We start from the raw sequence: 26,597 nt of genomic DNA, 5'->3' as shown, positions 1-26,597 counted from the left end.
AGCGTCCGACGGGAGACCGTCCCGCGGGCGGTGATGATCGAGGACCGGGGTTCCCCATGGCTGTGCGTCCGCTCGCGGCTGCGAGTCTTGTTGCGCTCGCGTCTCTCCTCGGGGCTTGCCAGGACGGCACTTTCGGCGGCGGCGGCTCGACCCGCCATCTCACGCCCATTCCCCAGAAGACCCTCGCCCTGATGCAGACGAAGGGCATGTCGCAGACCGACCCTATCCTGATCCGCGCCTACAAGAAGGAGGCGGAGATGGAGGTGTGGAAGCGCGGCTCGTCCGGACAATACGCGCTGCTCAAGACCTTCCCGATCTGCCGCTGGTCGGGTCAGCTCGGGCCGAAGACCAAGCAGGGCGATCGACAGGCGCCGGAGGGCTTCTACACGATCACGCCCGGGCAGATGAACCCGAACTCGGCCTATTACCTCTCCTTCGACACCGGGTATCCGAACGCCTTCGACCGGGCGAATGGGCGCAGCGGCAACTACATCATGGTGCACGGCACCTGCTCGTCGGCCGGCTGCTTCGCGATGACCGACGAGTCGATGGCGGAACTCTACGCGATCGCGCGTGAAGCCTTCGCGGGCGGCCAGCGGGGCTTCCAGTTCCAGTCCTACCCGTTCCGGATGACGGCGCAGAACTTCGCGAAGTTCCGCAACGATCCGAACGCGCCCTTCTGGCGCAACCTCAAGGAAGGGTCGGATTACTTCGAGGCCCTGAAGGACGAGCCGCGGGTCGGTCTGTGCGGCACCCGCTACGTGTTCGGGGGCGCCGATGCCGCGGCCGGCTCCTGCAATCCCAAGGTCGATACGCTGGTCGCAGAGAAGCGCGAGCGCGACAACCGCGAGATCGCCGAACTCGTCGGCAAGGGTACGGCGGCGACGCGGGTCGTCTACGACGATGGCGATCAGAACCCGGTCTTCCGGCAGCAGCCGCAGCCGAATGCCTTCGCGAGCCTCACCAACGCCTCCGAGGAGGGGCTTCCCTACGCATCCAAGGATTATGCCCGCCACAATCTCGGGGAGGTGAGCAGGCCTGAGACCCTGGCCGCCGGTCCCCGCGAGATCGAGGTCGACGCCAAGGGCCGTCCGATGATGACGGCGAGCGTCGACGCGCCGATCCCGACGAAGGCCGCGGCAGCCTCGCTCGCCCGGAAAGACGACCGGAAAGGGCCGCACAAGGGCGAGCCGAGCCTCGTCGCCCAGGCCGTCCCCACCCCTGAGGCCGGCAAGGCGGCGACGCCGGCCCGCATCAGGGTGGCGGACGCGGAGGGCGATCCGGCTGCCTACCAGAAGATGTTCAGCAACCTGCTCGGCAAGCGCGCTCCCGCGACGCCGGCCACGGACGCGGCGACAGTGCCGGCGATCGCCGCCCTGCCGGAGCCGGCCAAGCCCGCCCAAATCGCGAGGACCGCGAACGTCGCGAGGACCGCCCACTTGACGACACTTCAGGCCCGCAAGGAGCCCGCCGGAGCCTCGACGAAGCCCGGCAAGGCGGAGGCGAGAGCGGACGCCAAGCCGGACGCCAAGCCGGATGCGAAGGCTTCCGAGAAGGCGACGTCCGCGAGACACTGACGCCGCATCGCGCGCCGGCCGCCCGCCTGCACGGCGTGCCGGCTCCTGCTCGACGATACAAGGGTGCGGGCACGAAAAAGGGGGCCCTGCGGCCCCCTCTCGCTTCGGCGCGTGCGCCTCGGCTCACATGCCGCGGCGCATGTCGCGGCGCATCTCCCGACGCATCATCTCCCGACGCATCATGCGGCGCTCCATGTGACGGCGCATCATGCGGCGCTCCATCATGCGGCGCTCCATCGGCGTCATGTAGACCTGGGTCGTGGCATCGGGGGCGGTGACGCCCATCGGCGCGCCGGGGGCCGCGGAGGCCGAAGTGGCAAGGCCGGCAACGCCGAGCGAGGCCAGGACGGCGAAGGCGTAGGTCATCTTCCTCACGAACGAGATTCCTTTTCTCTGTTCCCCGAGCGCGGCGCCGGGTCTCTCCTCCGAAAGGGTCGCTTCGGAGGTGGCCATCGCGCTTCCGTTGCGCGGCGGGTCCCGATTGAGACCCGCCGGCTACAACCTCCGGGTCAGAGATTGGTTTCCTCGAAGGCCTTCACCCATTCGGCACAGATGCCGGAGCGGACGATATCGTCGCGGGTGAACTCCACGACCGGGATCGGCATCATGCGGCTCTTCACGAGGTGGATGACCGTGCGCAGGCCGCTCGTCTCGCGCAGGTCCGTCTGGGAGACGTCGCCGTTGATGATGACCTGGCAATCGTCGCCGATGCGGGTCAGGAACATCTTGATCTCGGCCGTGGTGGTGTTCTGCGCCTCGTCGAGGATCACGAGACAGTTCTTGAAGGTGCGCCCACGCATCACCTCGAAGGGAACGATCTCGATGTCACCGGTCTTGAGCGCGATCTCGAAGGCCGCCTGGCCCATCCGCTCCTTCATGGCCTCGGTCAGCGGGGCGACCCAGGGCGCGATCTTGTCCTCGAGGGTTCCGGGAAAGAAGCCGAGCGACCGGCCGGACGGCACGTTCGGCCGCGTGATGACGACCTTGGCGATGCGGCGCTGGCGGAGTTGGTCGGCGGCGCGGGTGCCGGCGATGAAGGTCTTGCCGGTGCCGGCGGGTCCGAGGACGATGACTTGCGCGTGGGATGCGAGGGCTTCGAGGTACTGGCCTTGTCGTTCCGTCAGGGGTTGAATGGGGCTTAAGTGCCTCTCCTCGTCAAACCGGGTCCGATGCAGTCGGACCGGGCGATCTTCCACCAGCTCAAGTCGTGCGCGCCGTCTTTTCATCGATCAACACTCCACTTGGACTTGCCAACCTGGACTTGTCACTGCGCGAGCTTGTCAAACCTGTATTGCCGGGCGTCTCCTGATGTTTGTGAGCCAATCGCAAGCGGGCGCGCAGGTTCCACCGCGCCGTGCATTGCCTGTGGAGAGCATCCGGGTCGGAGAACACACGACGCGAGTAGGCCGCATGCAACGCGCGCACCATGCCCGCCCCGCCATGACGGCGGTACGACGGGGATCCTGCCGCGTGTGGCGAAAAGGAAACGGTGGGCGAGGGGGAGGGTGGTCAGCCGCCCGCGAGGCGCTCGGCACAGTCGGGATGACGCGGCATCCGGCACGACCTCAGCCCTTGCTCGCCGCGTTCGGCGATACCGGCCGGCCCTGCCGCCCCCGAAGTCCGGGCTTGGCCGGCGGGACAATCTTCAGCCCGGCTGGACGAAGCTGTCGAGGACCATCTTGCGGCCGGCCTTGTCGAAGTCAACGGTGAGCTTGTTGCCGTCGACGCCGGCCACGGTCCCGGGTCCGAACTTGGTGTGGAAGACGCGCATGCCGCCGGCATAGGCCGACGGTGCGCCCGTGGATTTCGCCACGAGCTCGCCCTCGATCTGGCGCGGGCCGCCGCGCGAACCCGGGGAGGAGCCGTAGGTCTGGCCGAAGCCGCGGCCGGGGGGGGCGGTGTTGGCCTGCGCCCGCTGCCAGCCCGGCGTGCCGTAGGAGGAGCCGAAGGGCGCAGGGTTCCGGTCGAAGCGCGAGGCGCCGGCCGAGAAATGGGCGGGGGCCTCGACCACGTCGACGCTTCCCGGCGGCAATTCATCGATGAAGCGGGAGGGAATGGTCGAGGACCAGAGGCCGTGGATCCGGCGATTGACCGCGAAGGACAGCTTGGCGCGCTTGCGCGCCCGGGTCAGGCCGACATGGGCGAGGCGTCGCTCCTCCTCGAGCCCGGCGCGGCCGCTCTCGTCGATGGCGCGCTGGTTGGGGAACAGGCCGTCCTCCCAGCCGGGCAGGAACACGGTGTCGAACTCCAGCCCCTTGGCGGCGTGCAGCGTCATCAGGCTGACGCGCTCGGCGCCTTCCGCCTCGCTCGCATCCATGACGAGGGCGACGTGCTCCAGGAACCCCGCGAGGTCCGGGAATTCCTCCATGGAGCGCACGAATTCCTTGAGGTTCTCGAGCCGCCCCGCGGCGTCGGCCGAGCGGTCCTTCTGCCACATCTCGGTGTAGCCGGATTCCTCCAGGATGGTCTGCGCCACCTCCGAATGCGGCATCGTCTCGACGGCCCGCGCCCAGCGCGAGAAGCTCTCGACGAGGGCGCGCAGCGTCGAGCGCACGCGCGGCTTCAGCTCGTCGGTCTCGATGAGCCGGCGCGCGGAGAGCAGCAGCGGAATCCGCTCGGCGCGGGCATAGGCGTGGAGCTGCTGCAGCGTCGCGTCGCCGAGGCCCCGCTTCGGCGTGTTGATGATGCGCTCGAAGGCGAGGTCGTCGGCGGGGTTGGCGGTGGCGCGCAGGTAGGCCAGCGCGTCGCGGATCTCGGCCCGCTCGTAGAAGCGCGGGCCGCCGATCACCCGGTAGGGCAGCCCGAGCTGCACGAAGCGATCCTCGATCTCGCGCATCTGGGCGGAGATCCGCACCAGCACGGCGATCTCGGAGAGGGGATGCTTCCGGACCTGCAGAGATTCGATCGATTCGGCGAGCATCCGCGCCTCCTCCTCCGAATCCCAGGCACCGGTGACCGTGACGCGCTCGCCCGCCTCGTCCTCCGTGCGCAGGGTCTTGCCGAGCCGCCCCTCGTTCTTGGCGATCAGCCCCGAGGCGGCCGCGAGGATATGGCCGGTCGACCGGTAATTGCGCTCGAGCCGCACCACGGCCGCGCCCGGAAAATCGTGCTCGAAGCGCAGGATGTTGTCGACCTCGGCCCCGCGCCAGCCGTAGATCGACTGGTCGTCGTCGCCGACGCAGGCGACGTTGCGGTGGCCCTGCGCCAGGAGCCGAAGCCAGAGGTACTGGGCGACGTTGGTGTCCTGGTACTCGTCGACGAGGATGTAGCGGAAGCGATGCTGGTAATTTTCCAGCACGTCCGGGTTCTCGCGCCAGAGCTTGAGGCAGAGCAGCAGCAGGTCGCCGAAATCGACGGCGTTCAGCGTCGCGAGGCGGGCCTGATAGGCGGTGTAGAGGGCGCCGCCCTTGCCGAAGGCGAAGGCTCCGGCCTCTCCCGGCGGCACCTGCTCGGGCGCGAGGCCCCGGTTCTTCCAGCCGTCGATGGCGGACGCGAGCGCCCGCGCCGGCCAGCGCTTCTCGTCGATGTTCTGGTCGGCGATGACCTGCTTCATCAGGCGGAGCTGGTCGTCGGTGCCGAGGATCGTGAAGTCGGATTTCAGCCCGACGAGTTCGGCGTGGCGACGCAGGATCTTGGTGCCGATGGCGTGGAAGGTGCCCAGCCAGGGCATGCCCTCGCCGGCCGGCCCGATCAGCGCGCCGATGCGCGCCTTCATCTCGCGGGCCGCCTTGTTGGTGAAGGTCACCGCGAGGATGTCGTAGGGGCGCGCCTTTCCCGTCGCGATGAGATGGGCGATTCGGGTCGTCAGCACCCGGGTCTTGCCCGTGCCGGCGCCCGCCAGCACGAGGACGGGCCCATCCGTCGTCTCGACGGCGCGGCGCTGCTCGGGGTTGAGCCCTTCGAGATAGGGTGAGCTGCCGGGCCTCAGGGCGGCCATGGCCCGGGCCGCGATCGAGGTGGGGGCGGAATCGGGCTGCGGCCCGGGCGCCGCCGCCGCATCGGAGTGCTTCTGCATCGCCCCTCACTGGACCAAAACGCGAACGGCGTCGAGGGTGCCGAGGTCGCCGGATGGGTCCCGACACCGGAACTTGCGCGTCTGCTGCCGCGTCGTCACATCAACCCAAGCCTTTGACCGAACAGGGACACACCCGCCATGCGTGCCGCGCCCCTCGCCCTCCTCGTTCTCGCCGCCGCCACGCCCGCCCTCGCGCAAGGATCGCCGAGTTCCAACCTCAACAGCATCAACAACTCGCTCTCGCAGCAGAGCCAGACCCGTCAGCTGCGCCAGCAGCAGCAGAGCGACACCGCGAACACCCGCATGGAGATGCGGCGCAACGACATGTTCCGGCAGAACCCGGCGCCAGGGCCGGCCATCGTGGTGCCGCGGCGCTGAGACCGCGGATTTCTGCCGAGCGGAGGGAGCCACATTCCGCTCCGGCTGCGCGGGCTCGTGCGATTGGACGGGCGGCCCGGCTCGGCTACGGTGCCCCGCGCGGGAGCCCGCCGCCGGAGCGGGGCGTGAGGCGGAACAAGAACGGTGCGTGATATCCTGACCGCTCTTGCCGGGGCCGTCGTTCTGATCCTCGTCGCGGCGCTCGCCGTTCCGCCCTTCGTCGACTGGCAGAGCCAGCGCGCCGCTGTCGATGGGGCCATCGCCCGTTCGCTCGGCCTGCCCGCCCGCAGTGAGGGGCGGGTTGCCGTGCGCCTGCTGCCCTCGCCGCGCCTGCGCCTCGACCGTCTGCATCTCGGGGAAGGAGCCGACAAGCCGTCCCTCGACGCGCGTTTCGTAAGCGCGGAGATCGCGCTCGCCCCGCTCCTCAAGGGTGAGATCCGCTTCACGGAAACCGAGATCGGGCGCGCCGAGATCAAGCTGCCCGTCGGGGAGAGCGACGCCCTGCTGGTGCCCGCGGATTTCGGGGAGGCTCTGCGCGCGCGCGATCTCGCGATCGAGGACCTGCGCGTCCGCCAGCTTCTCCTCACCACGGTCGTGCCGGCGACCGGCCGGACCGACCAGATCCAGGCCGAGTCCCTGAGCCTGCAGGCGCCCTCGCTCTTCGGCCCCTGGCGGATCGAGGGCGCGAGCGGGGGTGTCCCGTTCCGGCTCGTGTCCGGCGAGCCGGCCGCGGACGGGAGCGTCATGCTGAAGCTCTCGGGCGGCGGCGACACGCAACCCCGTTTCGAGGCCGACATGCGCCTCGCCTTCGCGCCGGCCGCCTCCTCCCCCGGCGACGATGGCCCGCGCCCGCTGATTCCCGAGGCGGAGGGCTCGGCTCGGCTCATCGTGGGGCCGCCCGTCCAGGCCGCCGGCGCCTACCTGCCCTTCAGCCTCGGCGGCAAGTTCACGGCCCAGGGCTCGCGGGTCAGGTTCGAGGGGGTCAATGCCGAGATCGACCCGGGCGGACAGGCGATCCGCCTCGCGGGTACGGGCCAGATCGATCTCCGGGCGTGGCGGGCCGGTCTCTCGCTGGAGGCGCGCCGGGTCGATCTCGACGCCTTCCTCCTGTCGAGCGCGGGGCAGGCCCTGCTCGCCCGCGGCCTGCCGAAGGGCGGCACGGGGCTGCCCGTGATGGTCGACCTCGATCTCGGCATCGAGAATCTGAACCTCGGCCTCGACGAGTGGTCGGGCGTCCGGCTCGCCGGCACGCTCGACCGCACGGGCGGCCTGCTCCTGCGCCGCTTCCAGGCGACGGCGCCGGGCGCCGCGGCACTCGCGGCGAGCGGCGAGTTCGACACAGAGCCGAGCCTCCGCTTCAACGGCGACGTCTCCCTGCGTGTGGCGGCCTCGGACGGGTTCGGCCGCTACCTGCGCAAGCTCGGGCTCGGCGGCCCCGCCGCCGCCGTGATGGATGGCCGGCCGATCCAGGCGAGCGCCGACGTCTCGGCCACCGCTCCCGACCTCTCGCTGCGCAACCTTCGGCTCGACCTCGGCGGTGCCCAGGTGACGGGCATCGCCCGCTACACGAAAGGCGGCGGCGATACCCGCGGCCGCTTCGACGCGCAGATCAAGGCGCGCGGCATCGACATCGCCGGCTTGCCTTCGCTCACCGGTGCGCTCGCGGGCCTCCAGGGCCACGATCTAGGGCTGACGATCCAGGCCCGCGACGTGCGCTACGGACCGGCCGGCGCAAACTCGGGCAACGGCACCATCGCGGCGAGCATCCAGTCGGACGGGTCGAGCCTCGTCGTCGACAGCCTCGATGTCACCGACCTCGCCGGCGCCAACGCCAAGCTGTCCGGCCGCATCGCGCCGGACGGGTCGGGCCGGATCGCGGGGCGCGTCACCGCACCCGTGGCCGCCCCGCTGCTGGCCCTTCTCGACCGGGTCTGGGTCGCGGAGTCGCGGCTGATCCCGGATTTCCTGCGTATGGGCGCCCTCGACCTCGACGTCACGGCCGAGCGGCAGGCAGGCGAGGCGGAGGCCCTGCGCACGGTGGCGAAGGGCCGGGCGGGCGGCGGCACCCTCGACGCCTCGCTGCTCAGCCGGGCCGGGCACGTCGAGAACCTCGACATCGCCCTCGGCACGCCGAAGGCCGGCCTCTGGTTCGGGCGTGAGGACCCCGCCCTGAACCGGCCTGCCACCCTCACGCTGAGCGGCCGCCAGGTCGCGGGCGGCACCGACCTCGGCATCGATGCGAGAGGCGAGATCGCGGGCATCAGCCTCGCGACGCGCCGGCCGTTGGTGCTCGCGGCCGAGGGAGGACCGCCCTCGGGGGGCGCCGTGCGGGTGGAGACGGCCGACCTGCGGCCCGCCGTCGCGCTCCTCGGAGCGGGAACCCTCCCGGAGGCTTGGCCGGCCGCGCTGACCCTCGACCTCGGCCGGGCCGGGGACGATGCGCGGATCGCGATCGACGGACAGGTCGCGGGCGGCACCCTCAGCGCCAGCCTGACCCGAGCCCCGGAGGGTGAGGTCGCGGGCTCGGCGAGGGTGTCCCGCCTCTCCCTCCCCAGGATCGCCGATCTCCTCGTGATGCCGCCCGCTCCCTCGGGCGGCCGCCCGGCAGAGGCCGAGGGCGGCTGGACGAGCCGGCCCTTCGCCTCCCCCCCGCCGAACCTGCCGCGTCTCGGCCTCGAGATGCGGGTCGAGACCCTCGATCTCGGCCGCGGCCTCGCAGCCACGGGGACGGCGTTCAAGCTCGGCATGGCCGATGGCGCCCTTAGCCTGAGCGACCTGACGGGCCAGTTGGCCGAGGGGCGCCTCTCCGGTTCCGTCACCCTATCCCGCCAGGGGCCGGCCGCTGCGGTCTCGGGGGAGGGGCGTCTCGAGGGGGCGTCGCTCCGCGCGCTCTCGCCGGACAGCGCGATCGAGGGGCGCCTCGGCGCCGCGCTCCGCTTCGGCACCAGCGGCGACAGCCAAGCCGCCCTCGTCTCCAACCTCTCCGGCAGCGGCGAGGTGCGGTTCGCAGATCTCGTGGTTCCGGCGATCGACCCCGGTGCTCTCGGGCGGGCCCTCGGGCGCGGGCTCGCCGAGGACGACCCACTGCGCGACGGACGCCTGCAGGCGCTCGTCGCGGAGGAATTGTCGGCCGCCCCCGCCCGCAGCCGCGGTTCCGCCTCGGCGGCTGCGACCGTCATCGGCGGCGTGGTGCGGGCAGGGCCCGTCGATCTCGACCTCGGTCCCGCCCGCTGGCGCGGGACGCTCAGCGTCGATCTGCGCACCGCGCGGCTCGAAGCCCGCGGCGCACTCACCGGCGGAGAGGTTCCGAAGGGCTGGACAGGCGGTCCGCTGACGGTGCAGCTCGGCCTCGCAGGTGCTCTGCCTGCACCCGAGTGCGTCCTCGACGTCGGCGGACTGTCGAACGGCCTCGCGGCGGTAGTGCTGCAGCGGGAACTCGAGAAGATCGAGCTGTTCGAGGCCGATCAATCCGAGCGCCAGCGCCGCCGCGCGCGGATCGAGATGGATCGGGCCCGCGCCGCCGCGCTGAAGGCCGCCGCGGACAAGGCGGCGGCGGAGAAGGCGGCCGCCGAGAAGGCCGCTGCCGAGGAGGCGGCGCGTCAGGCGAGGCAGCGCGCCCAGCAGGCCGCCGCGGAGGAGGCCGCCCGGCAGGCCCGTGCCCGCGAGGCGGAGGATGCGGCCCGCCGCACCCGCAGCGATGCGGAGGGGCCGCCGCCGGCCGAGCCGCCCCTCGACATCCGGCCGCCTGCGGCGCAGCCGTGAGCCCTGCCACGACGATGTTCGCCGCAGACCTTTTCGACATCGCCCCCGACCTCGCCGCCGTCGAGGGCGATCCCGCAGGCCAAAGCCCTCACGCCCGAGCGACGGACAGAAGGGCGAAGGCGTAGATCAGGCCGACTTCCTCCAGCCGGTCGAAGCGGCCCGCGGCGCCGCCGTGGCCGGCCTCCATGTTGGTGCGCATGAGCACCGGTCCGCCCCCCGTCATGGTAGCCCGCAGCCGCGCGACCCATTTAGCCGGCTCCCAGTAGGTGACGCGGGGGTCGGTGAGGCCGGCGAGCGCCAGGATGGCGGGGTAGCTCTTAGCCGCCACGTTGTCATAGGGCGAGTAGGCCAGGATCGTCTCGAAGGCCCCTTCGCTCTCGCCCGGATTGCCCCATTCGGGCCATTCGGGCGGGGTGAGCGGCAGGTCGCCGTCGAGCATCGTGTTGAGCACGTCGACGAAGGGCACATCCGCGATGATGCCGGCGAAGAGCTCCGGCGCGAGGTTGGCCACCGCCCCCATCAGCATGCCGCCGGCGCTGCCGCCATGCGCCACGATCCGTCCCTCCGCCGTGTAGCCCTCGGCCGCGAGCGCCCTGGCGCAGGCCACGAAATCGCTGAAGGTGTTCGGCTTCTTCTCGCGCTTGCCGTCGAGGTACCAGCGCCAGCCCTTCTCGGTGCCGCCCCGGATATGGGCGATGGCGTAGACGAAGCCGCGGTCGACCAGCGAGAGAAGGTTCGTCCGAAAGGAGGCCGGCATCAGGGTGCCGTAGGAGCCGTAGCCGTAGAGCAGGAGCGGCGCGGTGCCGTCGAGGGGAAGGTCGCGCCGGTGCAGCAGCGAGATCGGCACCTGCTCGCCGTCCGGGGCCGTGGCGAAGACGCGCCGCGTCACGTAGGCCGCCGGGTCGTGCCCGCTCGGCACCTCCTGGCGCTTGCGCAATTGCCGGGCGCGGGTGACGCAATCGTAGTCGTAGGTCTCGGCGGGCGTCGTCATCGAGGAGTAGGTGAAGCGGATCACCGCCGTCTCGAACTCGTGGCCGGGCTGGAGGCCCAGCGAGTAGGCCTCCTCCGCGAAGGCCACCGCGTGCTCCTGCCCCTGCATGTCGCGCACGATGATGCGGGGCCGCGCGTTCTCGATCTCGAGCCGCACGAGGTGGCCGCCGATCACGTGCTGGTGGCGGATCATCACGCCCGCCCGGTGGGGGATCAGGTCGCGCCAGTTCGCGCGGCCCGGCGCGTCAAGGCGCGTCGTCGCGATCTTGAAGTCCTCGGCGCCGTCGGCGTTCGTCAGGATGAAGAGGTGCTGGCCCCAATGCTCCACGGAGTAGATCAGCAGCGGCGTGCGGGGCTCGACGAGGATTGGCGCCCCGTCCGGCGCGGCCCGGTCGATCAGGCGCACCTCCGAGGTCTCGTGGTCGCTCGCCGTGATGGTGAGATAGGCCTTGGACTGCGTCGTTCCGATGTGAACGAAGTATCCTGAATCGGCCTCCTCGTAGATGATCGCGTCACTCTCCTGCGGGGTGCCGAGGCGGTGGTGCAGGACGCGGGCCGGACGGTGGTTCGCGTCGACGCCGACGTAGTAGAAGGAGGCGCCGTCCGCCGCCCAGACCGCCTCGCCCGAGGTCGCCTCGACGCGGTCGTCGAGATCCGCGTTCGTGGCGAGATCGCGCACACGAAGCGTGTAGAGTTCCGAGCCCTTGGTGTCCGCGCTCCAGGCGAGCCTGCCGTGATCGTCCGAATGGACCGCGGCGGCGAGCTCGAAGAAGGGCAGACCCTCGCCCTCCCGGTCGCCGTCGAGGAGGATCGTCTCGCCGGTCTCGCGCCCGTCCTCGTGGACCGCCTCCGCCGCCCCGCCCGTCAGCACGAGGAGGCTGCGCGGGCGCCGGCAGACGAGGGGGTGCTGCCCGCCCTCGCGGTGGCGCGTGTAGTAGGCGAAGGGCCCGTCGGGCTCGGGCACGCCGCTCTCGTCCTCCTTGATGCGCCCGCGCATCTCGGAGACCAGGGTCCGGCGCAGATCCGAGACCTCGCCGAGCATCGCCTCCGCGTAGGCGTTCTCGGCCTCCAGGTAGGCGCGGATGTCGGCGGGAAGGGCGGCCGGGTCCTTCAGGACGTCGCGCCAATTCTCGGCCTTGAGCCATGCGTAGTCGTCGGTGAGCGCACGCCCGTGCACCGTGAAGCCGTGCGGGCGGCGCTCGGCCGCGGGCGCTTCGGGGCGGGTGGTCGGGAACGTGCGGTCGGACGCCATGGCGGGTACCCAAGCGAGAACGGAGGGATGCGGAGGCGCGCCGCCGCACGGGCTGCATGTGCCGCGCCGGGCGGGAATCGGCAAGGCGTGGCGAGGGGCCCGGCGGGCGGATCTCGCCCGAGGCGCGGTGCCGATCGCTTCCGCGGGCTCAAGCCACTAAGCACCAGGCAATGCCGTTAAATTGAACTATCTTGCAGGAAAGTTGAGATCACGTATCCATGCATGGCCGCTCTGTCTTGCGACTGCATCTTGAATAGCATAGAACCAAGTTGTGGTGGGAGGGGCCACCACATTTCGAGAGCACTAGCGGGCTGAGCGACTGCGTCGGTAGACATTCGCAGGAGCTTGGGCAGCGTTCGCCTGTTTGAACGCTCCACGTCACTTCGGTGCCCGCATCGCGCCAGAGGAACCATTCCGACCATGAACGACACTGACACCGCGGTCGATTACGTCGAACTGGCGGCCGACATCGTCTCGGCCTACGTGAGCAACAACTCCGTCCCCCCGGGGGAGCTCGGCCAGCTGATCGGACGCATCCACACCGCCCTCCTCGAAGTCGCCGGCGGCCGGCCGGAGGCCAAGGCGGCCGCGCCTGCCCAGCTGCAGCCGGCCGTGCCGATCAAGAAGTCGGTCACGCCCGATCACATCGTCTGCCTGGAGGACGGCCGCATCTTCAAGTCGCTGAAGCGGCACCTGCGCGCCAAGTACGACCTCAGCCCCGAGCAGTACCGCGCCAAGTGGGGCCTTCCGCCCGACTATCCGATGGTGGCCCCGAACTACGCCAAGGCCCGCTCCGACCTCGCCAAGGCGATCGGCCTCGGGCAGGGCCGGCCCAGCGGCTACGGTGAGGCCGCCTGACCGGTTCAGGGCCGACCGCGCATCAGATCTCATCCGACAAGGTCCGGGCCGCTGGCGCGTCGCGGCGGCCCGGACTTCCTCCCGGATCTGAACCGGATCCCCGGCCTCGCGGCGGGGAGGTCAGGGGCAGTTCCGGGAACACGTCCGGCCCGTGCGTCTTTATGCAGGGTGGGCCGACCCGGACCGCGAAGGCGGCCCCGAGGAGGCCGCATGCCCGAGCCCGCCGCCCCGAACGCGCCCGATACGACCGAGCCGCCCCTCGTCGATGCCGACAGGCCGCCGGCCGAACAGCTCGGCCGGGTCAACACCCTCCTCGCGGAATGGGCGGCGCGAACGGCCGCCGATAGCCACGCCCTGATCGAGCGCTTCGAGAGCATGGGCTACGCCGTGCGCGGCAAGAGCGAGGACGAGATCGCGGAGGTGCTCAAACGCCCGCCCCGGCGCTCTCCCGCAGCGTGACGCTCCACGGGGCGAAACCTGTCAAGACTTGGATGTAGGATCATTTTCCGATACGTCAGGTCGTCGGGCGCAACGTGATCGAGGCGTATTGGAACAAATCATGAACAAAAAGGATCGTATCACCCGTCATGCCGTATCCTGCGCGGACGTCCGCCCCCAGCTCGGCAGGGACGCGGGCCGCCTCCTCGCCGCCCTCGCGGGCGAGGGCGCCTACGCCTTCTCCGATCCGATCGAGGAGGGCCGACTGATCCTGCGCGGCGGCGGGGCGGGCGTCTCGATCGGCGGGGGCCGCTTCGCGGCTGCGGCCGGGGCGGCGCTTGTGGCCGCCGATCTCGCCACGCGCGAGCCCGGTCCTCGCGGGCGCCTCGCCATCAGTGCGGCCGGACGCGCGCATCTGCGTCGCGGCGCGGCGGCGGATTACGGGGAGGGTGCGGCCTTCCTCGCACAGCATCTCGACCTGGAGGACGCAGGCGAGCGGGGCGCGGAGGGGCGCCTGCGCGATGCCTCCGAGAGTCCGTTGGCCTGGATGGCACGCCGCCGCGGGCGGGACGGAACACCGCTCATCGACGCGGCGAGCTTCGAGGCGGGCGAGCGCCTGCGCCGGGACATCGAGGCGGCCCAGCTTCTGCCACGGATGGGCGTCGACTGGACCCAGCCGCGGGTCGACGGCTCCGGCCCGCGCGACCCGGCCGCGGCATCCGACCGGGTGGTGGGTGCGCTCGCCCGCGTCCGTGCCGCCCTGGACGCCGCGGGCAGCGATCTCGCCGGTCTCCTGATCGACCTGTGCGGGCACCTCAAGGGCCTGGAGCGGATCGAGGCGGAGCGGCGCTGGCCGGCCCGTTCGGCCAAGGTCGTGGCCCGCATCGCGCTCGCTCGCCTGGCCGAGCATTACGGCCTGCAGAGGGAGGCATCCGGCCCGCCCCATGCGCGCACCCGGCTGTGGCGGGCGCGGGCATGAGGGGAGGACGAGATCCGCAGCCAGCGGCTCCGAAGACGCCGACGGCGCGGCCCCCGCTCTGACCGCGAAGGGGGCGTGCGTCTCCCCCGGAGGCGCCGGGACCGGGTAGCGGACGGCGGCGAGGAGCGGGCCGCCCGTCAGAGATCCAGCACGTCGACGCTCTCTCCCAGCCGCGCCCGCGCGATCTCGGCGACGTGCCGGTGGTGGGTGAACAGGATCGGCTGGATCGTCCCCCCGATCGCGGCGAGCGACTCCAGGCCGTGGGCGGTGCGCGCGTCGTCGAAGGTGAGGAAGAGATCGTCGCCGATGAAGGGGGCGGGCTCGTTGCGGGCGGCGTAATCCTCGAGATGGGCGAGGCGCAGCGCGAGGTAGAGCTGGTCGCGGGTGCCCTCGCTGAGGCCCGAGACGTGGACGATCTCGCCCGACAGGCGCCGCCCGACGATGCAGGGCTTGTCGGCCTCGTCGTATTCCTGGGCGAGACCCGAGAAGGCGCCCCCGGTCAGCCCCGCAAACAGCGCCCCGGCGCGGGTCAGGAGCGGGTCCTGCTGGCCTGCCCGGTGGCGGCCGATCGCCGAGCCGAGGAGGAGGCTCGCGAGCTTGAGGACCGCCCATTGCCGGGCGCTGGCCTGCAGCTCCGCCTCGGCGGCCCTGCGCTGGGCCGCGGCGAATTCCGCGCCCGTGCCGCCCTCCAACTCGCCACGGCGGCGCTCGCCCCGGTCGCGGTCGGCGAAGGCGACCTTGCCGCGCTGGTCGAGGTCGTCGTCGTCGAGGGCGAGCTGGGCGAGAGATGCCTCGATCGCGTCGGGCGTCGCGGCGGCGAGGTCCGCGCGCAGGGTCTCCTCCGACACGCCTTCCGCCGCGCGGGCGAGCTCGGCCCGGCGGCCGGCGAGCTCGGCCCGCAGCGCGCGCCGGGCGAGGAGCCGGGCGTGGAGCCCCGCCCTATCGGCGTCCGGCTCCGGCAACGCGGCGCAGTGCTCGGCGAGCGCCTCGCGCGCGGCCTGCGCCTCGCGGGTGGCCGTCTCCAGCGCCTGCGCCGCATCCGTTCTGCGCCGGGCGAGATCCTGGCGCCGGGTCTCGTCGCGGGAGGCGGCCTGCAGGCGGCCCTGCAGCGCCTTCATGGCGCTGCTCGCAGGCAGCGGTGCGAGATCGGGCGCGAGCGCCGCTGTCAGCCCCGCCACGCTCGCGCGGTATTCCTCCATGTCGCGGCGGATGCCGTTGATCCGGCGCAGGTGGCTGTCGTGCTCGCGCAGCAGGGTCGGCACCGCCCGCCACGCCTCGAGCGCGCTCGAAGCCTCGTCGGGCTCGGCGTCCGCCCGGAGGCCGAGGCCCTGCAGGGCCGCGCTCCACTCGAGGCGCCACGCGTCCTGGCGCGCGGCGGCCTGCGCGCGCTCGGCCTCGATCCGAGCGATCTGCTCCGCGATGGCCCGGGCCCGGGCCTGCGCCTCGCGGGTCGCTTCCCAGGCGGCGGACAGCGCCGCGACGCGATCCTCCGCGCGGGCGAGGATCAGTCCCGGATCGAGCCCGTCGAGGTCGGAGAGGCCCGCGCGGCGGCTCAGGGCGAGGAGCGGGGCGCGGGCCGCCTCGATGCGAGCGGCGAGGTGCGCATGCTCGGCAAGGCGTCCCTCGAGAGCGAGGTAATCCTCGGCCCGCGCCTCGACCTCCGTCAGCCAAGCGGTCATCTCGGCGGGCGTGGCGGGTTCGATGCCGGCGGGCGCCCAGGCCTCGCGCCAGGCGGCGCGGCCCTCCGCCAGGCGCGCGTCGAGCGCGGCGAGTTCCTGGGCGGCCTCGGCAGCCTCTGCCTCCTCCGCGTCGAGGCGCTGCCGGTCGGCGGCGTGCTCGGCAGAGCGGGCGGCGTCGGCCATGAGGTCGTCGGCGGCCCGGTCGACCGCCAGCATCGCGTCCTCGAAACGGGCGAGATCGTCCGCGTCGCCGGCGCCGGGCTCGCCGAGAAGATGGGCCCGCAGGGGCGCGAGGCGGGCGTCGCGCTCGGTGCGGAGGGCGGCGAGATCGGCGAGCGTCGGGATCGGCCGCCCGGCCTCGCGGCGCCGCATGCGCTCCCGCGTCTGTCGGATCGTCCGGGCGGCGGCCTCCCGTCGGTCGGCGGCCCGCGCGCGGTCGCGCTCCAATCCGTCCATCGCCCGGCCGAAGCGGGCGATCGTCTCGTGCGAGGGCCGGCGCAGGGAGACGAAGGCGGGGAAATCGTGGATCGGCGGGCTCAGCCGCGCGGCCCGCAGCGCGATCTGCTTGGCTTCGCCCTGGATCGTGGCCGCGAGCGCGTCCCGCCGCGCCACCTCGTTGCGCAGGGGCGCGAGGGTCTTGAGGTCGGCCCGCAGGGGGGCAGGATCGGCGGGCGGCGCGTCGGCCCCCCGCGCCTCGGCGAGGCGCGCGTGCTCGGCCCGGCGTTGCGCCAGCTCGCCGCCGAGGCGGGCGAGCGACGCCGCGAATTCGCGCCCCGCCCGGATCAGGCCCTCGATTCGGGTGCGGGCGGCGTCCGAGGGCTGGCGGGCGCGGAGCTGATCCGCGTCGGGCAGGCCGATGCGGACGCGCAGCCGTTCCAGGTCCTGCTCGAACCCGTCCGCCTCGCCCTGGAGGCGGGGCAGGTCGGAGGCACCCTTGTCGAAGCGGTCGATCCCGCGGAAGCCCTCCAGGATCTCCTCGGCGCGCGCGAGCAGCCGGTCGTCGACCGCGACGCAGGCGAGGTCGCGCTCGGCCTCCTCCAGGCGCGCGCGCGCCTCGGCCTCCGCGGCCTGCCGCGCCTCCGCCTCGTCGAGACGCGCGCCGAGCCGGTCCGTCCAGCCCTCGGGCACCTCGACGAGGCTCGCATCGGCCTCCGCCGCCCCGGCGAGGCGGTCGATCTCGGCGATGAGGGGGCTCACCCGCTTCAGCCGTTCCAGCCGCGCCTGCTCGGCGGCGATGCGCACCCGCTCGGCCCGGATCTCGTCGAGCCTCCGCGCGGCGCCCTCGATCTCGTCGTTCAATTCGCGCCAGTCGCCCGCCCGCAATTCGGCCTGGCGGATCGCCTTGCGGGCCTCCTCGTGGCGCCCGAGGGCCTGATAGAAGGTCCGGTGCTCCGCCTTGCGGGGCATGAAGACCCGCTCGGCCTCGGCGTCGAGGTCGGCCTGCAGGCTCGTGTAGCCGCGAAGCCCCGAGGCCGCCGCGAACAGGCTCGCGCCCACCTCGCCGTCGCTGTTGAGCATCTCGCCGCCGCCGTCGCGCAGGGATTGCGCGTCGAGACCGAAGGCGCGGCAGAACACCTCGCGGGTGAGGCCGCCGAGATAGGGCGCCAGCGCGTCGTCGGAGAGCCCCGCGTCGGCGGCGTCGACGAGGGTGTTCTTGTTGCCCTTGCGGCGGCGGAAGGCGAGCCTGCGCCCGTCCGCGGCCGCGATCTCGGCGCCGATGCGCATCTCCGGCATGGCGTGGAGGAAGGCGTAGCGGGTGCGGGCCTCGATGCCGAACAGGAGGTCGGTGACGGCGGCGAGCGCCGAGCTCTTGCCCGCCTCGTTCGGCCCCAGCACCACGTGCAGCCGCGCATCCGGCCGGAAGGTGACCCGGCGGGCGGTGAAGGGGCCGTAGCGTTCGAGATCGAGGGTGAGGAGGCGCATTCCGCGTGTCCGTGAGGCGTCCGCTCAGCAGGCCCGGCCGCGCAGGCGCCCGAGGATCACCGCCTCGGCCTCCGCGCAGAGGGCGTCGAGCTCGTCGGCCAGTGTTTCCTCGGGCTGCAACCCACCCTGCATCCCGCTTGGTAGCTTCCCCGTGATCTCGGCGAGCGCCGCCCGGGCCCGGGCGCGGAAATCCGGGTCGCGGTCGATGGCCGCCAGCAGTTCCGCCGGGTCGAGGCCGAAGCCTCGGGCAGGATCGGTCGAGGTGGCGGCGCGGGGCCGCACGGTCTCGATGCGCAGGCGCTCCAGCCAGATGTCCTCGTGGACGCGGTGGGCGGCGGCCTGGATCTCGGCGGTCAGGCCCTCCCGGTCGGCGGCGAGGCGGTCGTGCAGCGGCGTCTCGCCCGTCAGGCTCACCCGAACCGCGAGGAGCCGCCCCTGCGCGGCCTCGGAGAGCGGGCGCAGGGCATCCTCGACGCGGGCGATCGCCTCGCGCTCGCTCGCCGCATCCGCAAGATCGACGGGAAGCAGGGCGAAGCGGGCGTGATCGACGATCAGGCGGCGCACGGCGCGCACCCGCCCGTCCGCCACCTCGACCGCGACGGCGCCCTTCTCGCCGCACTCGCGCACGCTGCGGCCCTGCAGGTTGCCGGGGAAGACGATCCAGGGGTCGCGGGAAAGCTCCGCGTAGTCGTGGACGTGGCCGAGCGCCCAGTAATCGTAGCCGCGGCCCGCGAGATCCGCGACCGAGCAGGGGGCGTAGGTGGCGTGGGCCGCGTGGCCCGTGCAGGAGGTGTGCAGGAGGCCGATGTTGAACCAGCCGGGCACCGCAGCGGGGTAGGCCAGCGCGTAATTCTCCTCGACCGCCCGGTTCGGGAAGCTGCGCCCGTGCAGCGCCACCCGCAGGTGGTCGAGCCGGTGCGTGTCGGCGCGCTGCGTCGGATAGACCTTCACGGAGTGCGGCAGGGTGATCGAGCGGGTGATCACGCTCTCGGCGTCGTGGTTGCCGCGCACGAGCACGACCGGGATGCCGGCCCGGTCGAGGCGCGCCACCTGGCGGGCGAAGAACAGGCCGATCGTGTTGTCGGTCCAGTCGCCGTCATAGACGTCGCCTGCCACGAGGAGGAAGGCGGCCTCCATCTCGATCGCCCGCGTCACGAGATCCTCGAAGGCCCGCCGCCCGGCCGCGGCGAAGCGCCGGGCGATGTCCGCGTCCTTGAGGGCGAGGCCCGCGAGCGGGCTGCCGAGGTGAAGGTCGGCGGCGTGGATGAAGGTGAAGCTCGTCATGGGTCGCGTGAGGCGCCTGTTGCGCCCCGTCTTTAAGCGAATCCGCGCGCCTCGGCCACGAAGCCGGCGATCTCAGCGGGGGATGGCGGCGGGATCGCTCGGGCGCGCCGCGCGTTGCGCAGAGCGGCCCCGGCTCCGGTTGTCCGTCCGGGAGGTCTCGCCTCGCCGGGACGGAGGCCGTAGAACGGGCCGCTCAAGGTTCGCGTCCAGAACCGTCCCGAGCCGTCCGGCTCGCACGTCTCCGGAGATCGCCCATGCGCCTGTCCCCCGGTTGCCGTCGGAATCCGCGGCGCCCGCGCGCGGCCGGAGGGCTCTGAGCGGATGAACCGGTTTCAGCGCTGGAGCGAGAGCCTCGCGCAGCGGCGCGCGGGCGGCCTCGGACGGCTCGGCAAGTGGCCGGCGGCCAAGAGGACGATCGAGACCCCGCACGCGCCCGCCCCGGCGCAGCGGCCGGGCTCCCCGGGCGCGACCCGCGTCCCCGCCCTCCACCACCCGCGGCCCCACAAGATCGTGAGCTGGAACCTGCTGCGCCGGACCGGCGCGGCGGTGGCCGACGTGGTCGCCCTGATCGACCAGGAGCAGCCCGACCTCCTGCTGATGCAGGAGGCGACCCGCGACATCGCCGCCATCGCCGACCGGGTCGGCGGCGTCTACGCCTGGGCGCCCCTGCCCGGGCGCATCCACGGCCTCGCGATCTGGAGCCGCCGTCCCTGGGGAGAGCCGCCCGCGATCCTGGCGCTGCCCTCGGGCGCGGTGGTGCACCGGGTCTGCCAGGTGCTCGATTGCGGCGATTTCGGCATCGCCAACGTGCATCTCTCGCACGGGCAGATGCTGAACCGGCGCCAACTCCGCCACATCGAGCGGGCGCTGCCGCCCCGCGCAGCCGTGCTCGGCGACTACAACATCGTCGGCCCGGCCCTGTTGCCCGGCTTCCGGGACGTCGGCCCCCGGCATCCGACCCACGCGATGGTCGACGTGCTGCCCCTGCGGCTCGACCGCTGCCTCGTGCGCGGCCTCCATTGCCACGGCAAGGACGTGCTGCCCCGCGGCGCCTCCGACCATCGGCCGATCGTGGTGCATCTCACCCTGGGCACCGACGACGTGCGCCGCCCACAGCGGACCGTCAGAGGTATGGCAGCAGCAGTCGGGCGCCTGCGTCGCGGTAGCGCACCGGGAGCGAGCGTCCCGTGATCGCGTCCTTGGTCAGGCGCGTGTCCATCTTCTCGGCCATGAAGGCGTCGAGCCGTCGCGCGATGCCGGCATCGTAGATCTCGACGTTCAGCTCGAAATTGAGGCGGAAGCTGCGCGTGTCCCAGTTGGCGCTGCCGACGAAGGCCCAGGCCTCGTCGACGACGAGGACCTTCGAGTGGTCGAAGGGCGGCTCGTCGAGCCAGATCCGGACGCCGCTCTCGAAGAGCGGGTCGAGATGGGCCCGCGTCGCCCAGTCGACGAAGCGGTGGTCGCTCCGGCGCGGGATGATCACGTCGACGGTCACGCCTCGCAGGGACGCGAGCGCGAGGGCGTTCAGCACGATCTCGCTCGGCAGGAAGTAGGGCGTCACGAGGCGCACCGAGCGGCGCGCGCAGGAGAGCGCGGCCAGCACCACGAACTCGATCTTCTCGATGTCGGCGTCGGGGCCGGAGGTCACGACGCGGGCGGTGGTCTCGCCGGCGCATGCGATGCGCGGGAACCAGCGCTCGCCGTCGAGCTCCTCGTTCATCACGAAGTTCCAGTCGGTGCCGAAGGCCATCATCAGCTGCTCGACGACCGGCCCGTCGATGCGGAAATGCGTGTCCCGCACGGGGTGGGGCGGCTTGCGCGAGACGCGGTTCGCGTCGGAGATGTTGATGCCGCCCGTGAAGGCGCTCTCCCCGTCGAGGATCAGGAGCTTCTTGTGGGTGCGCAGGTTCAGGAAGGGCATCCGCCAGGGCAGCGCCGAGTGCATGAAGAGGCCCGCCGGCACGCCTGCCCGGCGCAGCCGGCGATAGGCGCCGGGATCGAAGTAGCCGCCGCCGATCCCGTCGATCAGGACCCGCACCTCGGCCCCGCGGGCCTTCGCCCCGGCGAGCGCCTCGCAGAAGGTGCGGCCGGTCTCGTCGTCGCGGAAGATGTAGCTCGACAGGGCGACGCTCCGCTCGGCCCGACGAATCGCCTCCAGCATCGCCGGGTAGGCCTCGTCGCCGTTGCGGAAGAGGCGGACGGCGTTGCCGGCGACGAGGGGAAGCTGGGTGATCTGCCGACCCGCCCGCTCCAGCGGGCGCAGATCCGCCTCGATGCTGGTCTCGGGCTCGCGCGGGTCGCTCGGCTGCTGCGAGGGTTTCGGCCGGAGCCGCCGGGCGCGGCGGGAGACGCGGTTGACGCCGAACAGGGCGTAGAGCCCCGTGCCGAAGATCGGGGAGAGCCAGGCGAGCCCGATCCAGCCGATCGCCACGCTGATCTCGCGCTTGCGCAGCAGGACATGCCCGGAGACGCCGAGCGCCAGCACGAGGCCGAGCACCGCGAGGACATCGGCCCGCATCGAGGCCGTCGCCTCGAGCCATCGGTTGAGCGCGTCTTCCACAGGGGTCCGCCAGCCTGCCGCGTCGCGGCTCCGCTCCCTCCTTAGGCGAAGCCTCCGGCGGGAGACAGGCACGCCTGGGGATATCCGGCCCGGAGCGGTTCGCCCGTCTCCGCAGGGCTGACGCCGGATTCGAACTGTCAGGCCTGCGACGGCGGCGCCCCGTGCGGACAATCTCGGCGGCCTCCATAGTGTTGCCGGCTTTGTGGCGCCCCATCGGCTTCGTGGGTGACGAAGGCCCAGACGCCGTGCATCGAGTTGGGAAGGATTGGCCTGCATGCCCGTGATCGGACTCTCCCTTGCGATCCTCCCGGTGCTCGCGATTCTCGCGGCACGCGCCCTCTTCAAGCTGCTGTTCCTGCCCTTCCATCTCGTCCGCTACGCGGTGCGCGGCCGGTCCGCGCTGGCCCTCGCCCTGGCGAGCGGCCTCTGCCTCTCGGCGGCGCTGACCTGGACGGAGTTCGGCGGTGAGCGGGCCGCGCCCCAGCTCGTCGCCGCACGCTGAGCCGAGCGCAGCCGCGCCCGGTCGATTATCCTCGACAGACCACGCCTCTCTGCCGATCAGGACAGGTATCCGACTCGACCGGCGAAGTGTTCACGCCAGTACACACATGTGCACTGGCGTAGTCTAAGTGAAAAGAAGAGCGTACCATCTGCGTCGGGACAAGGCATTCGTGCCGGAGTTCAAGCTCGACAAGGATGGAGACGCAGGATGGCGAGGCTATTCGAGGAGCGCGAACGGGCTGCGGAGATGATCTTTGCTCGCGACGAGGAGGCGCGGTTCGTCGCGCGCTGCCGTCGAATGCGTGGGCTCGCCTGGTATGCGGCCGCCAAGCTCGGTGTCGACGCACGCGCGGCCGAGGGATATGCGGCCGAACTGGTCGCCTCCCTGGTCCAGGGCGTCAAGGACGAGGATCTGCTCGAGCGGATCCAGGCCGATCTGGCGGCCAACGGCGTGATCGAGACCATGGGTAATCTGCGGGCGGAGCTGATGCGCCTCGGCGCGCAGGCGAGCCTCGAGCCGGCGATGTCGGCGGCGGACGGGCATCCGCCGCGCCCGGACGTAGGCCCGCTGCCGACCCCGATGGTGTCCTAGCCAGAGGCGTTGCGGCGCGGGCGGGAACGCGAATGATGAGCCGATGAGCGCCGAGACGCACGCGGTCTTCAACCAGTCCCCGCCCTTCGCCGATGTGAACCTCGTCGCCGCGGATGCTCCGCTCCGCGGCGCCCTCGCCGCCAACGGCGCCGAGGCTGATCTGCCCGCGCTCCTCGCCTTCGGGGCTGCCTGGGGCGCGTCCGGCCGACTGGAGCTCGGCCGCCTCGCCAACGAGAGCCCGCCGCGGCTGCGCACGCACGACGCCCAGGGCCGGCGCCTCGACGGGGTCGATTTCCACCCGGCCTATCACGCCCTGATGGAGGCGAGCGTCGGCGACGGGCTCCACTCCGCCCGCGCGGCGGGCGGCCATCTCGCCCGGGCCGCGCGCCTCTACGTGGTGGCGGGCGTCGAGTGCGGCCATCTCTGTCCCCTGACGATGACGAACGCGGCCGCGGCCGCGCTCGCCGCCGCGCCGGAGCATCTTGCCGCCTGGGCGCCCCGCCTCTCCGCCCGCACCTACGATCCGCGCTTCCGGCCCTGGTTCGAGAAGGCAGGCGTCACCCTCGGCATGGGGATGACGGAGAAGCAGGGCGGCACGGATGTCCGCGCCAACACGACCCGGGCAGAGCCACGGGGCGAGACCTACGCGCTGACGGGGCACAAATGGTTCCTCTCGGCGCCCATGAGCGACGGCTTCCTCGTCCTCGCGCAGGCGCCCGGCGGCCTCACCTGCTTCCTCGTGCCCCGCCATCGGCCGGACGGGTCGGTCAACGCGCTTCACCTGCAGCGGCTCAAGGACAAGCTCGGCAACCGCTCGAACGCCTCCTCCGAAATCGAGTTCGCGGGCGCCTTCGGCTGGCGGATCGGGGAGGAGGGGCGCGGCGTGCCCACCATCATCGGGATGGTGCAGCTCACCCGCCTCGATTGCGCGCTCGCCTCCGCGGGCCTCTCCCGGATGGCGCTGGTGCTGGCGCTTCACCATGCCCGCCACCGGCAGGTCTTCGGGCGGCCGCTCGCCGGGCAGCCGGCCATGCGGGCCGTGCTCGCCGACCTCGCCCTTGAGGCCGAGGCGCAGACGGCGCTCGCGATGCGGCTCGCGGCGAGCGTCGACCGCGGCGAAACGGCCCGCATGCGGCTGCTCACGCCGGCGGTGAAATATGGCGTCTGCAAGGGGGCGCCGGGCCTGATCGCGGAGGCGATGGAGTGCCTCGGCGGCAACGGCTACGTCGAGGAGAGCCCGCTGCCGCGGCTCTACCGGGAGGCGCCCGTCAACGCGATCTGGGAGGGATCGGGCAACGTCATGGCGCTCGACGTGCTGCGCGCCGCGCATCGCGCGCCGGACGCGGCCGACGCAGTCCTGGCCGAACTCGCCGCCGAGGCCGCGGGGCTGCCGGGCGCCCGCGAGGCGGCCGCGGAGATCGCCGCCGCGCTGCGGTCGCCGGATGCGGAGGCCCGGGCCCGCCTCGCCACCGGCCGCCTCGCGACGCTGGCCGCCGCCGCGGCGCTCGCGGCCTGCGCACCGCCCCCGGTGGCGGAGGCCTACGCCCGCACGCGCCTTGCCCGCGAGCGGGGAACGTTCGGGGCGAACCCGATCGAGGCGGCGGACCTGTTGCTGGAGCGGGCGCTGCCCGAAGCGTGATGCGCGACGGGCTCGACCTCTCCTGAACGGGAGGTCGAGCGCGCCACTCACCCGGCCCGGCGCGCGAGCCCGTTCGCCAGGACGAGATCGGCCGGGCGGCCGGTGAGCTCGGCCCGGTGGTCGAAGCGGGCGGTGAAGCTGCCCACGCCCGCCGTCACCGAGCGCAACTCGACGATGAGGTCCCAGATCTCGGCTTCCGGGATCTGCGCCTGGAGCAGGTCCCAGCCGGGCCAGCCGGGCCGCGCGTCGAAGCCGAGGATCTGGCCGCGCCGGCTCGTCACCGCGCCCGTGGCCTTGGGCGTGTAGGCGGAGGGCGTGGCGATCTCGACGGCGAGGATCGGCTCCAGCAGCACGGGATCGGCCTTCGGCAGCGCGTCGTCGAGGGCGAGGCGGGCCGCCGCCTGGAAGGCCGCGTCCGAGGAATCGACCGCGTGGGCCGCGCCGTCGGTCAGCGTCACGCAGAGATCGACCACCGGGAAGCCCAGCGGGCCGCGGCGCAGATAGGCCCGCGCGCCCGTCTCGACGGAGGGGATGTAGGCGCGGGGCACAGCGCCGCCGACCACCTCGTCCTCGAACAGGAACCCTTCGCCGCGCGGCAGCGGCCGCACCGCGATCTGCACGTCGGCGAACTGGCCGTGCCCGCCCGTCTGCTTCTTGTGGCGGCCGCGCCCCGTCGCGGCCGAGCGGATCGTCTCCCGGTAGCCCACCTTCGGCCGGTCCTTGTCGACCGCGACGCCGAACCGCGACGAGAGCCGCTCCACGGCCACGCGCAGATGCATCTCGCCCTGGCCGAGGAGGCGGATCTCTTCCAGATCCGCGTCCTGCTCGACGCTGAGGCCCGGATCCTCCTCGGTGATCTTGGCGAGCGCGCTCGTCAGGCGCACGTCGTCCTTCCGGTCGCGCACCTTCAGCGCCGCGGCGTAGACGGGCGCGGGCGGCGGCGGGGCGGCGAGTTCCGGGGGGGCATTATTCCCGGCCGCGAAGCAGGCGCGGGTGCCGATGGCCTCGAGCCGGCCGAAGCCCACGGTCTCGCCCTCCGTGGCGGCGGCGAGCCGGCCGTTCTGGCCGCCGCTCAGGGCGACGAGGCCTGCGATGCGGGAGGTCGTGCCGTCCGAGGCGGTCACGCCCTCGCCCTCCTGGAAGGCTCCCCGCAGGACGCGGCCGACCGAGAGCTTGCCGCCGAAACCCGTGTGGCGGGTCTGGATCACCTGGGCGAGCGCCGGTCCCTCGTCCGGGATGCCGAGGCGGGCGCGGGTCTCGGCGAGGGCGGGCGCCTCGTGGCGCAAAGCCTTCAGGAGGCGCCCGATGCCGTTGCACCGCGTGGCTGAGCCGATCAGGACCGAGACGGCGAGCCCCTCGCGAAGCTCCCGCGAGAGGTCTTCGAAGACCCGTGCGCGGTCGGGCTCGATTTCGGAGATCAGCTGTTCCATCAGCACGTCGTCGTGGTCGGCGAGGCGTTCGAGCAGGGTGAAGCGGTCCTCCTTCTCCTGGGGCAACTCGCCCTCGGGCAGGGCGATCACCGTGCTCGGCGCGTGGTTGCGGTAGACGAAGGCCCGCTCCAGGGCGAGGTCGATGAAGCCCGTCGCCGCCCCGTCCTGCCAGATCGGGATCTGGCGCAGGAGGAGCGGCGTGGCGGAGGCCGCCTGCAGGAGGCCGAGGGTCTCGCGAGGGCTCTGGGTCGCCGCGTCGATCTTGTTGACGAAGAGGAGCCGCGGCACGCCCTGCGCCTCCAGGATGCGCAGCACGTATTCGAGCGCCGGGAGCTTGCGCTCGTCCGCCTCGCAGACGACGACCGCCGCGTCGCAGACCGGCAGCACCGCCTGCATCCCGTGCAGGAACTCGATCGAGCCGGGACAATCGACGATGGTGAAGGTATCGCCGAGATAGCTCAGCGTGGCGACGCCCGGCTCGACGCTCATGCCGTGGGGGCGGGATTCCGCGCCCTCGCCGGCCTTCGCCGGGCGCTCGCCCGAGCCGGCCCGCTCCATCAGCGCCTCGAGCAGCGCCGTCTTACCGCTCTGCGCCGGCCCGACGAGAGCAATGCACCGAGGTTGGGCTGCCATGCGACGCCTCCCCTGTTCAGGAAGGCATCATAGCGCCGAACCGCCGTGCGGGAAGGCTCGCGTCAGGCAGAAAAATGCAAGTCCGGCGCGCTGTCACGCGCCGGCGC

At 72.5% G+C, this 26,597-nt stretch carries 18 protein-coding genes; 10 read left to right on the top strand and 8 right to left on the bottom strand.

From position 1 onward, the window contains the following. Nucleotides 1-56: 56 nt before the first annotated feature. A complete protein-coding gene (locus J2X36_RS24625) occupies nucleotides 57-1,577 on the top strand; it encodes a L,D-transpeptidase family protein (RefSeq protein WP_310354586.1) in 1,521 nt (506 codons plus the stop codon). Nucleotides 1,578-1,700: 123 nt separating this feature from the next. Here the strand turns inward: J2X36_RS24625 and J2X36_RS24620 are convergent, their stop codons facing one another. From J2X36_RS24620 to J2X36_RS24610, 3 genes are all read right to left on the bottom strand, one after another. Beyond that, the gene (locus J2X36_RS24620) at nucleotides 1,701-1,943 is read right to left on the bottom strand and encodes a hypothetical protein (protein WP_310354610.1); all 243 of its coding nucleotides are present in this window, start codon (nucleotides 1,941-1,943) and stop codon (nucleotides 1,701-1,703) included. A gap of 143 nt (nucleotides 1,944-2,086) precedes the next feature. Next, nucleotides 2,087-2,803 carry a PhoH family protein gene (locus tag J2X36_RS24615; protein ID WP_109889392.1) on the bottom strand — a complete coding sequence of 239 codons (717 nt, stop codon included), beginning with the start codon at nucleotides 2,801-2,803 and terminating at the stop codon, nucleotides 2,087-2,089. A 419-nt stretch (nucleotides 2,804-3,222) separates the two neighbouring features. Next, entirely contained in the window at nucleotides 3,223-5,592 is a 2,370-nt protein-coding gene (locus J2X36_RS24610; protein ID WP_310354584.1) for a UvrD-helicase domain-containing protein, read from the bottom strand. A gap of 138 nt (nucleotides 5,593-5,730) precedes the next feature. Between J2X36_RS24610 and J2X36_RS24605 the strand changes: the two genes are divergently transcribed. Both J2X36_RS24605 and J2X36_RS24600 read left to right on the top strand, forming a co-directional pair. Beyond that, the gene (locus J2X36_RS24605; protein ID WP_132253090.1) at nucleotides 5,731-5,970 is read left to right on the top strand and encodes a hypothetical protein; all 240 of its coding nucleotides are present in this window, start codon (nucleotides 5,731-5,733) and stop codon (nucleotides 5,968-5,970) included. Between the two features lie 144 nt (nucleotides 5,971-6,114). Beyond that, nucleotides 6,115-9,732 carry an AsmA-like C-terminal region-containing protein gene (locus J2X36_RS24600; protein WP_310354582.1) on the top strand — a complete coding sequence of 1,206 codons (3,618 nt, stop codon included), beginning with the start codon at nucleotides 6,115-6,117 and terminating at the stop codon, nucleotides 9,730-9,732. A gap of 88 nt (nucleotides 9,733-9,820) precedes the next feature. Here J2X36_RS24600 and J2X36_RS24595 read toward each other — a convergent pair whose 3' ends face one another. After that, on the bottom strand, nucleotides 9,821-11,974 hold the full coding sequence (locus J2X36_RS24595) for a S9 family peptidase (protein WP_310354580.1): 2,154 nt from the start codon (nucleotides 11,972-11,974) through the stop codon (nucleotides 9,821-9,823). Nucleotides 11,975-12,394: 420 nt separating this feature from the next. Here J2X36_RS24595 and J2X36_RS24590 point away from each other — a divergent pair, with 420 nt between their 5' ends. The 3 genes from J2X36_RS24590 to J2X36_RS24580 all read left to right on the top strand — a co-directional run bounded on the left by J2X36_RS24590 (nucleotide 12,395) and on the right by J2X36_RS24580 (nucleotide 14,249). Next, nucleotides 12,395-12,832: a MucR family transcriptional regulator gene (locus J2X36_RS24590; RefSeq protein WP_132253083.1), complete on the top strand. Its 438-nt coding sequence runs from the start codon at nucleotides 12,395-12,397 to the stop codon at nucleotides 12,830-12,832. Nucleotides 12,833-13,042: 210 nt separating this feature from the next. After that, nucleotides 13,043-13,291, top strand: coding sequence for a hypothetical protein (locus tag J2X36_RS24585; protein WP_132253081.1), 249 nt, complete (start codon nucleotides 13,043-13,045; stop codon nucleotides 13,289-13,291). A 100-nt stretch (nucleotides 13,292-13,391) separates the two neighbouring features. Next, the gene (locus J2X36_RS24580; protein WP_310354576.1) at nucleotides 13,392-14,249 is read left to right on the top strand and encodes a DUF6456 domain-containing protein; all 858 of its coding nucleotides are present in this window, start codon (nucleotides 13,392-13,394) and stop codon (nucleotides 14,247-14,249) included. A gap of 137 nt (nucleotides 14,250-14,386) precedes the next feature. On the opposite strand, the gene J2X36_RS24575 is transcribed toward J2X36_RS24580, so the two are convergent. Next, complete coding sequence (locus J2X36_RS24575; RefSeq protein WP_310354574.1) at nucleotides 14,387-17,851, bottom strand: AAA family ATPase; 3,465 nt, start codon at nucleotides 17,849-17,851, stop codon at nucleotides 14,387-14,389. A 24-nt stretch (nucleotides 17,852-17,875) separates the two neighbouring features. Next, nucleotides 17,876-19,135 carry a DNA repair exonuclease gene (locus J2X36_RS24570; RefSeq protein WP_310354572.1) on the bottom strand — a complete coding sequence of 420 codons (1,260 nt, stop codon included), beginning with the start codon at nucleotides 19,133-19,135 and terminating at the stop codon, nucleotides 17,876-17,878. A gap of 321 nt (nucleotides 19,136-19,456) precedes the next feature. On the opposite strand from J2X36_RS24570, the gene J2X36_RS24565 reads away from it, so the two are divergent. Next, nucleotides 19,457-20,326, top strand: a complete 870-nt coding sequence (locus J2X36_RS24565) for an endonuclease/exonuclease/phosphatase family protein (RefSeq protein ID WP_310354570.1) — start codon at nucleotides 19,457-19,459, stop codon at nucleotides 20,324-20,326. Here J2X36_RS24565 and J2X36_RS24560 read toward each other — a convergent pair. Beyond that, entirely contained in the window at nucleotides 20,259-21,695 is a 1,437-nt protein-coding gene (locus J2X36_RS24560; protein ID WP_310354568.1) for a phospholipase D-like domain-containing protein, read from the bottom strand. The two genes, J2X36_RS24565 and J2X36_RS24560, sit on opposite strands and share 68 nt — an antisense overlap. Before the next feature lie 274 nt (nucleotides 21,696-21,969). Here J2X36_RS24560 and J2X36_RS24555 point away from each other — a divergent pair, with 274 nt between their 5' ends. From J2X36_RS24555 to J2X36_RS24545, 3 genes are all read left to right on the top strand, one after another. Then, nucleotides 21,970-22,197, top strand: coding sequence for a hypothetical protein (locus J2X36_RS24555; protein WP_132253065.1), 228 nt, complete (start codon nucleotides 21,970-21,972; stop codon nucleotides 22,195-22,197). 207 nt (nucleotides 22,198-22,404) lie between these two features. Further along, nucleotides 22,405-22,788 (top strand): DUF1476 domain-containing protein, encoded by a 384-nt coding sequence (locus J2X36_RS24550; protein ID WP_310354566.1) that lies wholly within the window; start codon nucleotides 22,405-22,407, stop codon nucleotides 22,786-22,788. A gap of 43 nt (nucleotides 22,789-22,831) precedes the next feature. Further along, the gene (locus J2X36_RS24545) at nucleotides 22,832-24,427 is read left to right on the top strand and encodes an acyl-CoA dehydrogenase family protein (protein WP_310354564.1); all 1,596 of its coding nucleotides are present in this window, start codon (nucleotides 22,832-22,834) and stop codon (nucleotides 24,425-24,427) included. 47 nt (nucleotides 24,428-24,474) lie between these two features. Here J2X36_RS24545 and J2X36_RS24540 read toward each other — a convergent pair whose 3' ends face one another. Next, the gene (locus J2X36_RS24540; protein ID WP_310354562.1) at nucleotides 24,475-26,490 is read right to left on the bottom strand and encodes an elongation factor G; all 2,016 of its coding nucleotides are present in this window, start codon (nucleotides 26,488-26,490) and stop codon (nucleotides 24,475-24,477) included. Nucleotides 26,491-26,597 lie beyond the last annotated feature (107 nt).

It is taken from the genome of Methylobacterium sp. BE186, from assembly GCF_031457035.1.
Taxonomy (GTDB): Bacteria; Pseudomonadota; Alphaproteobacteria; order Rhizobiales; family Beijerinckiaceae; genus Methylobacterium; species Methylobacterium segetis.
Note: the sequence above shows the minus strand (reverse complement) of the source record. Positions and strands in the feature narration are given on the sequence as shown.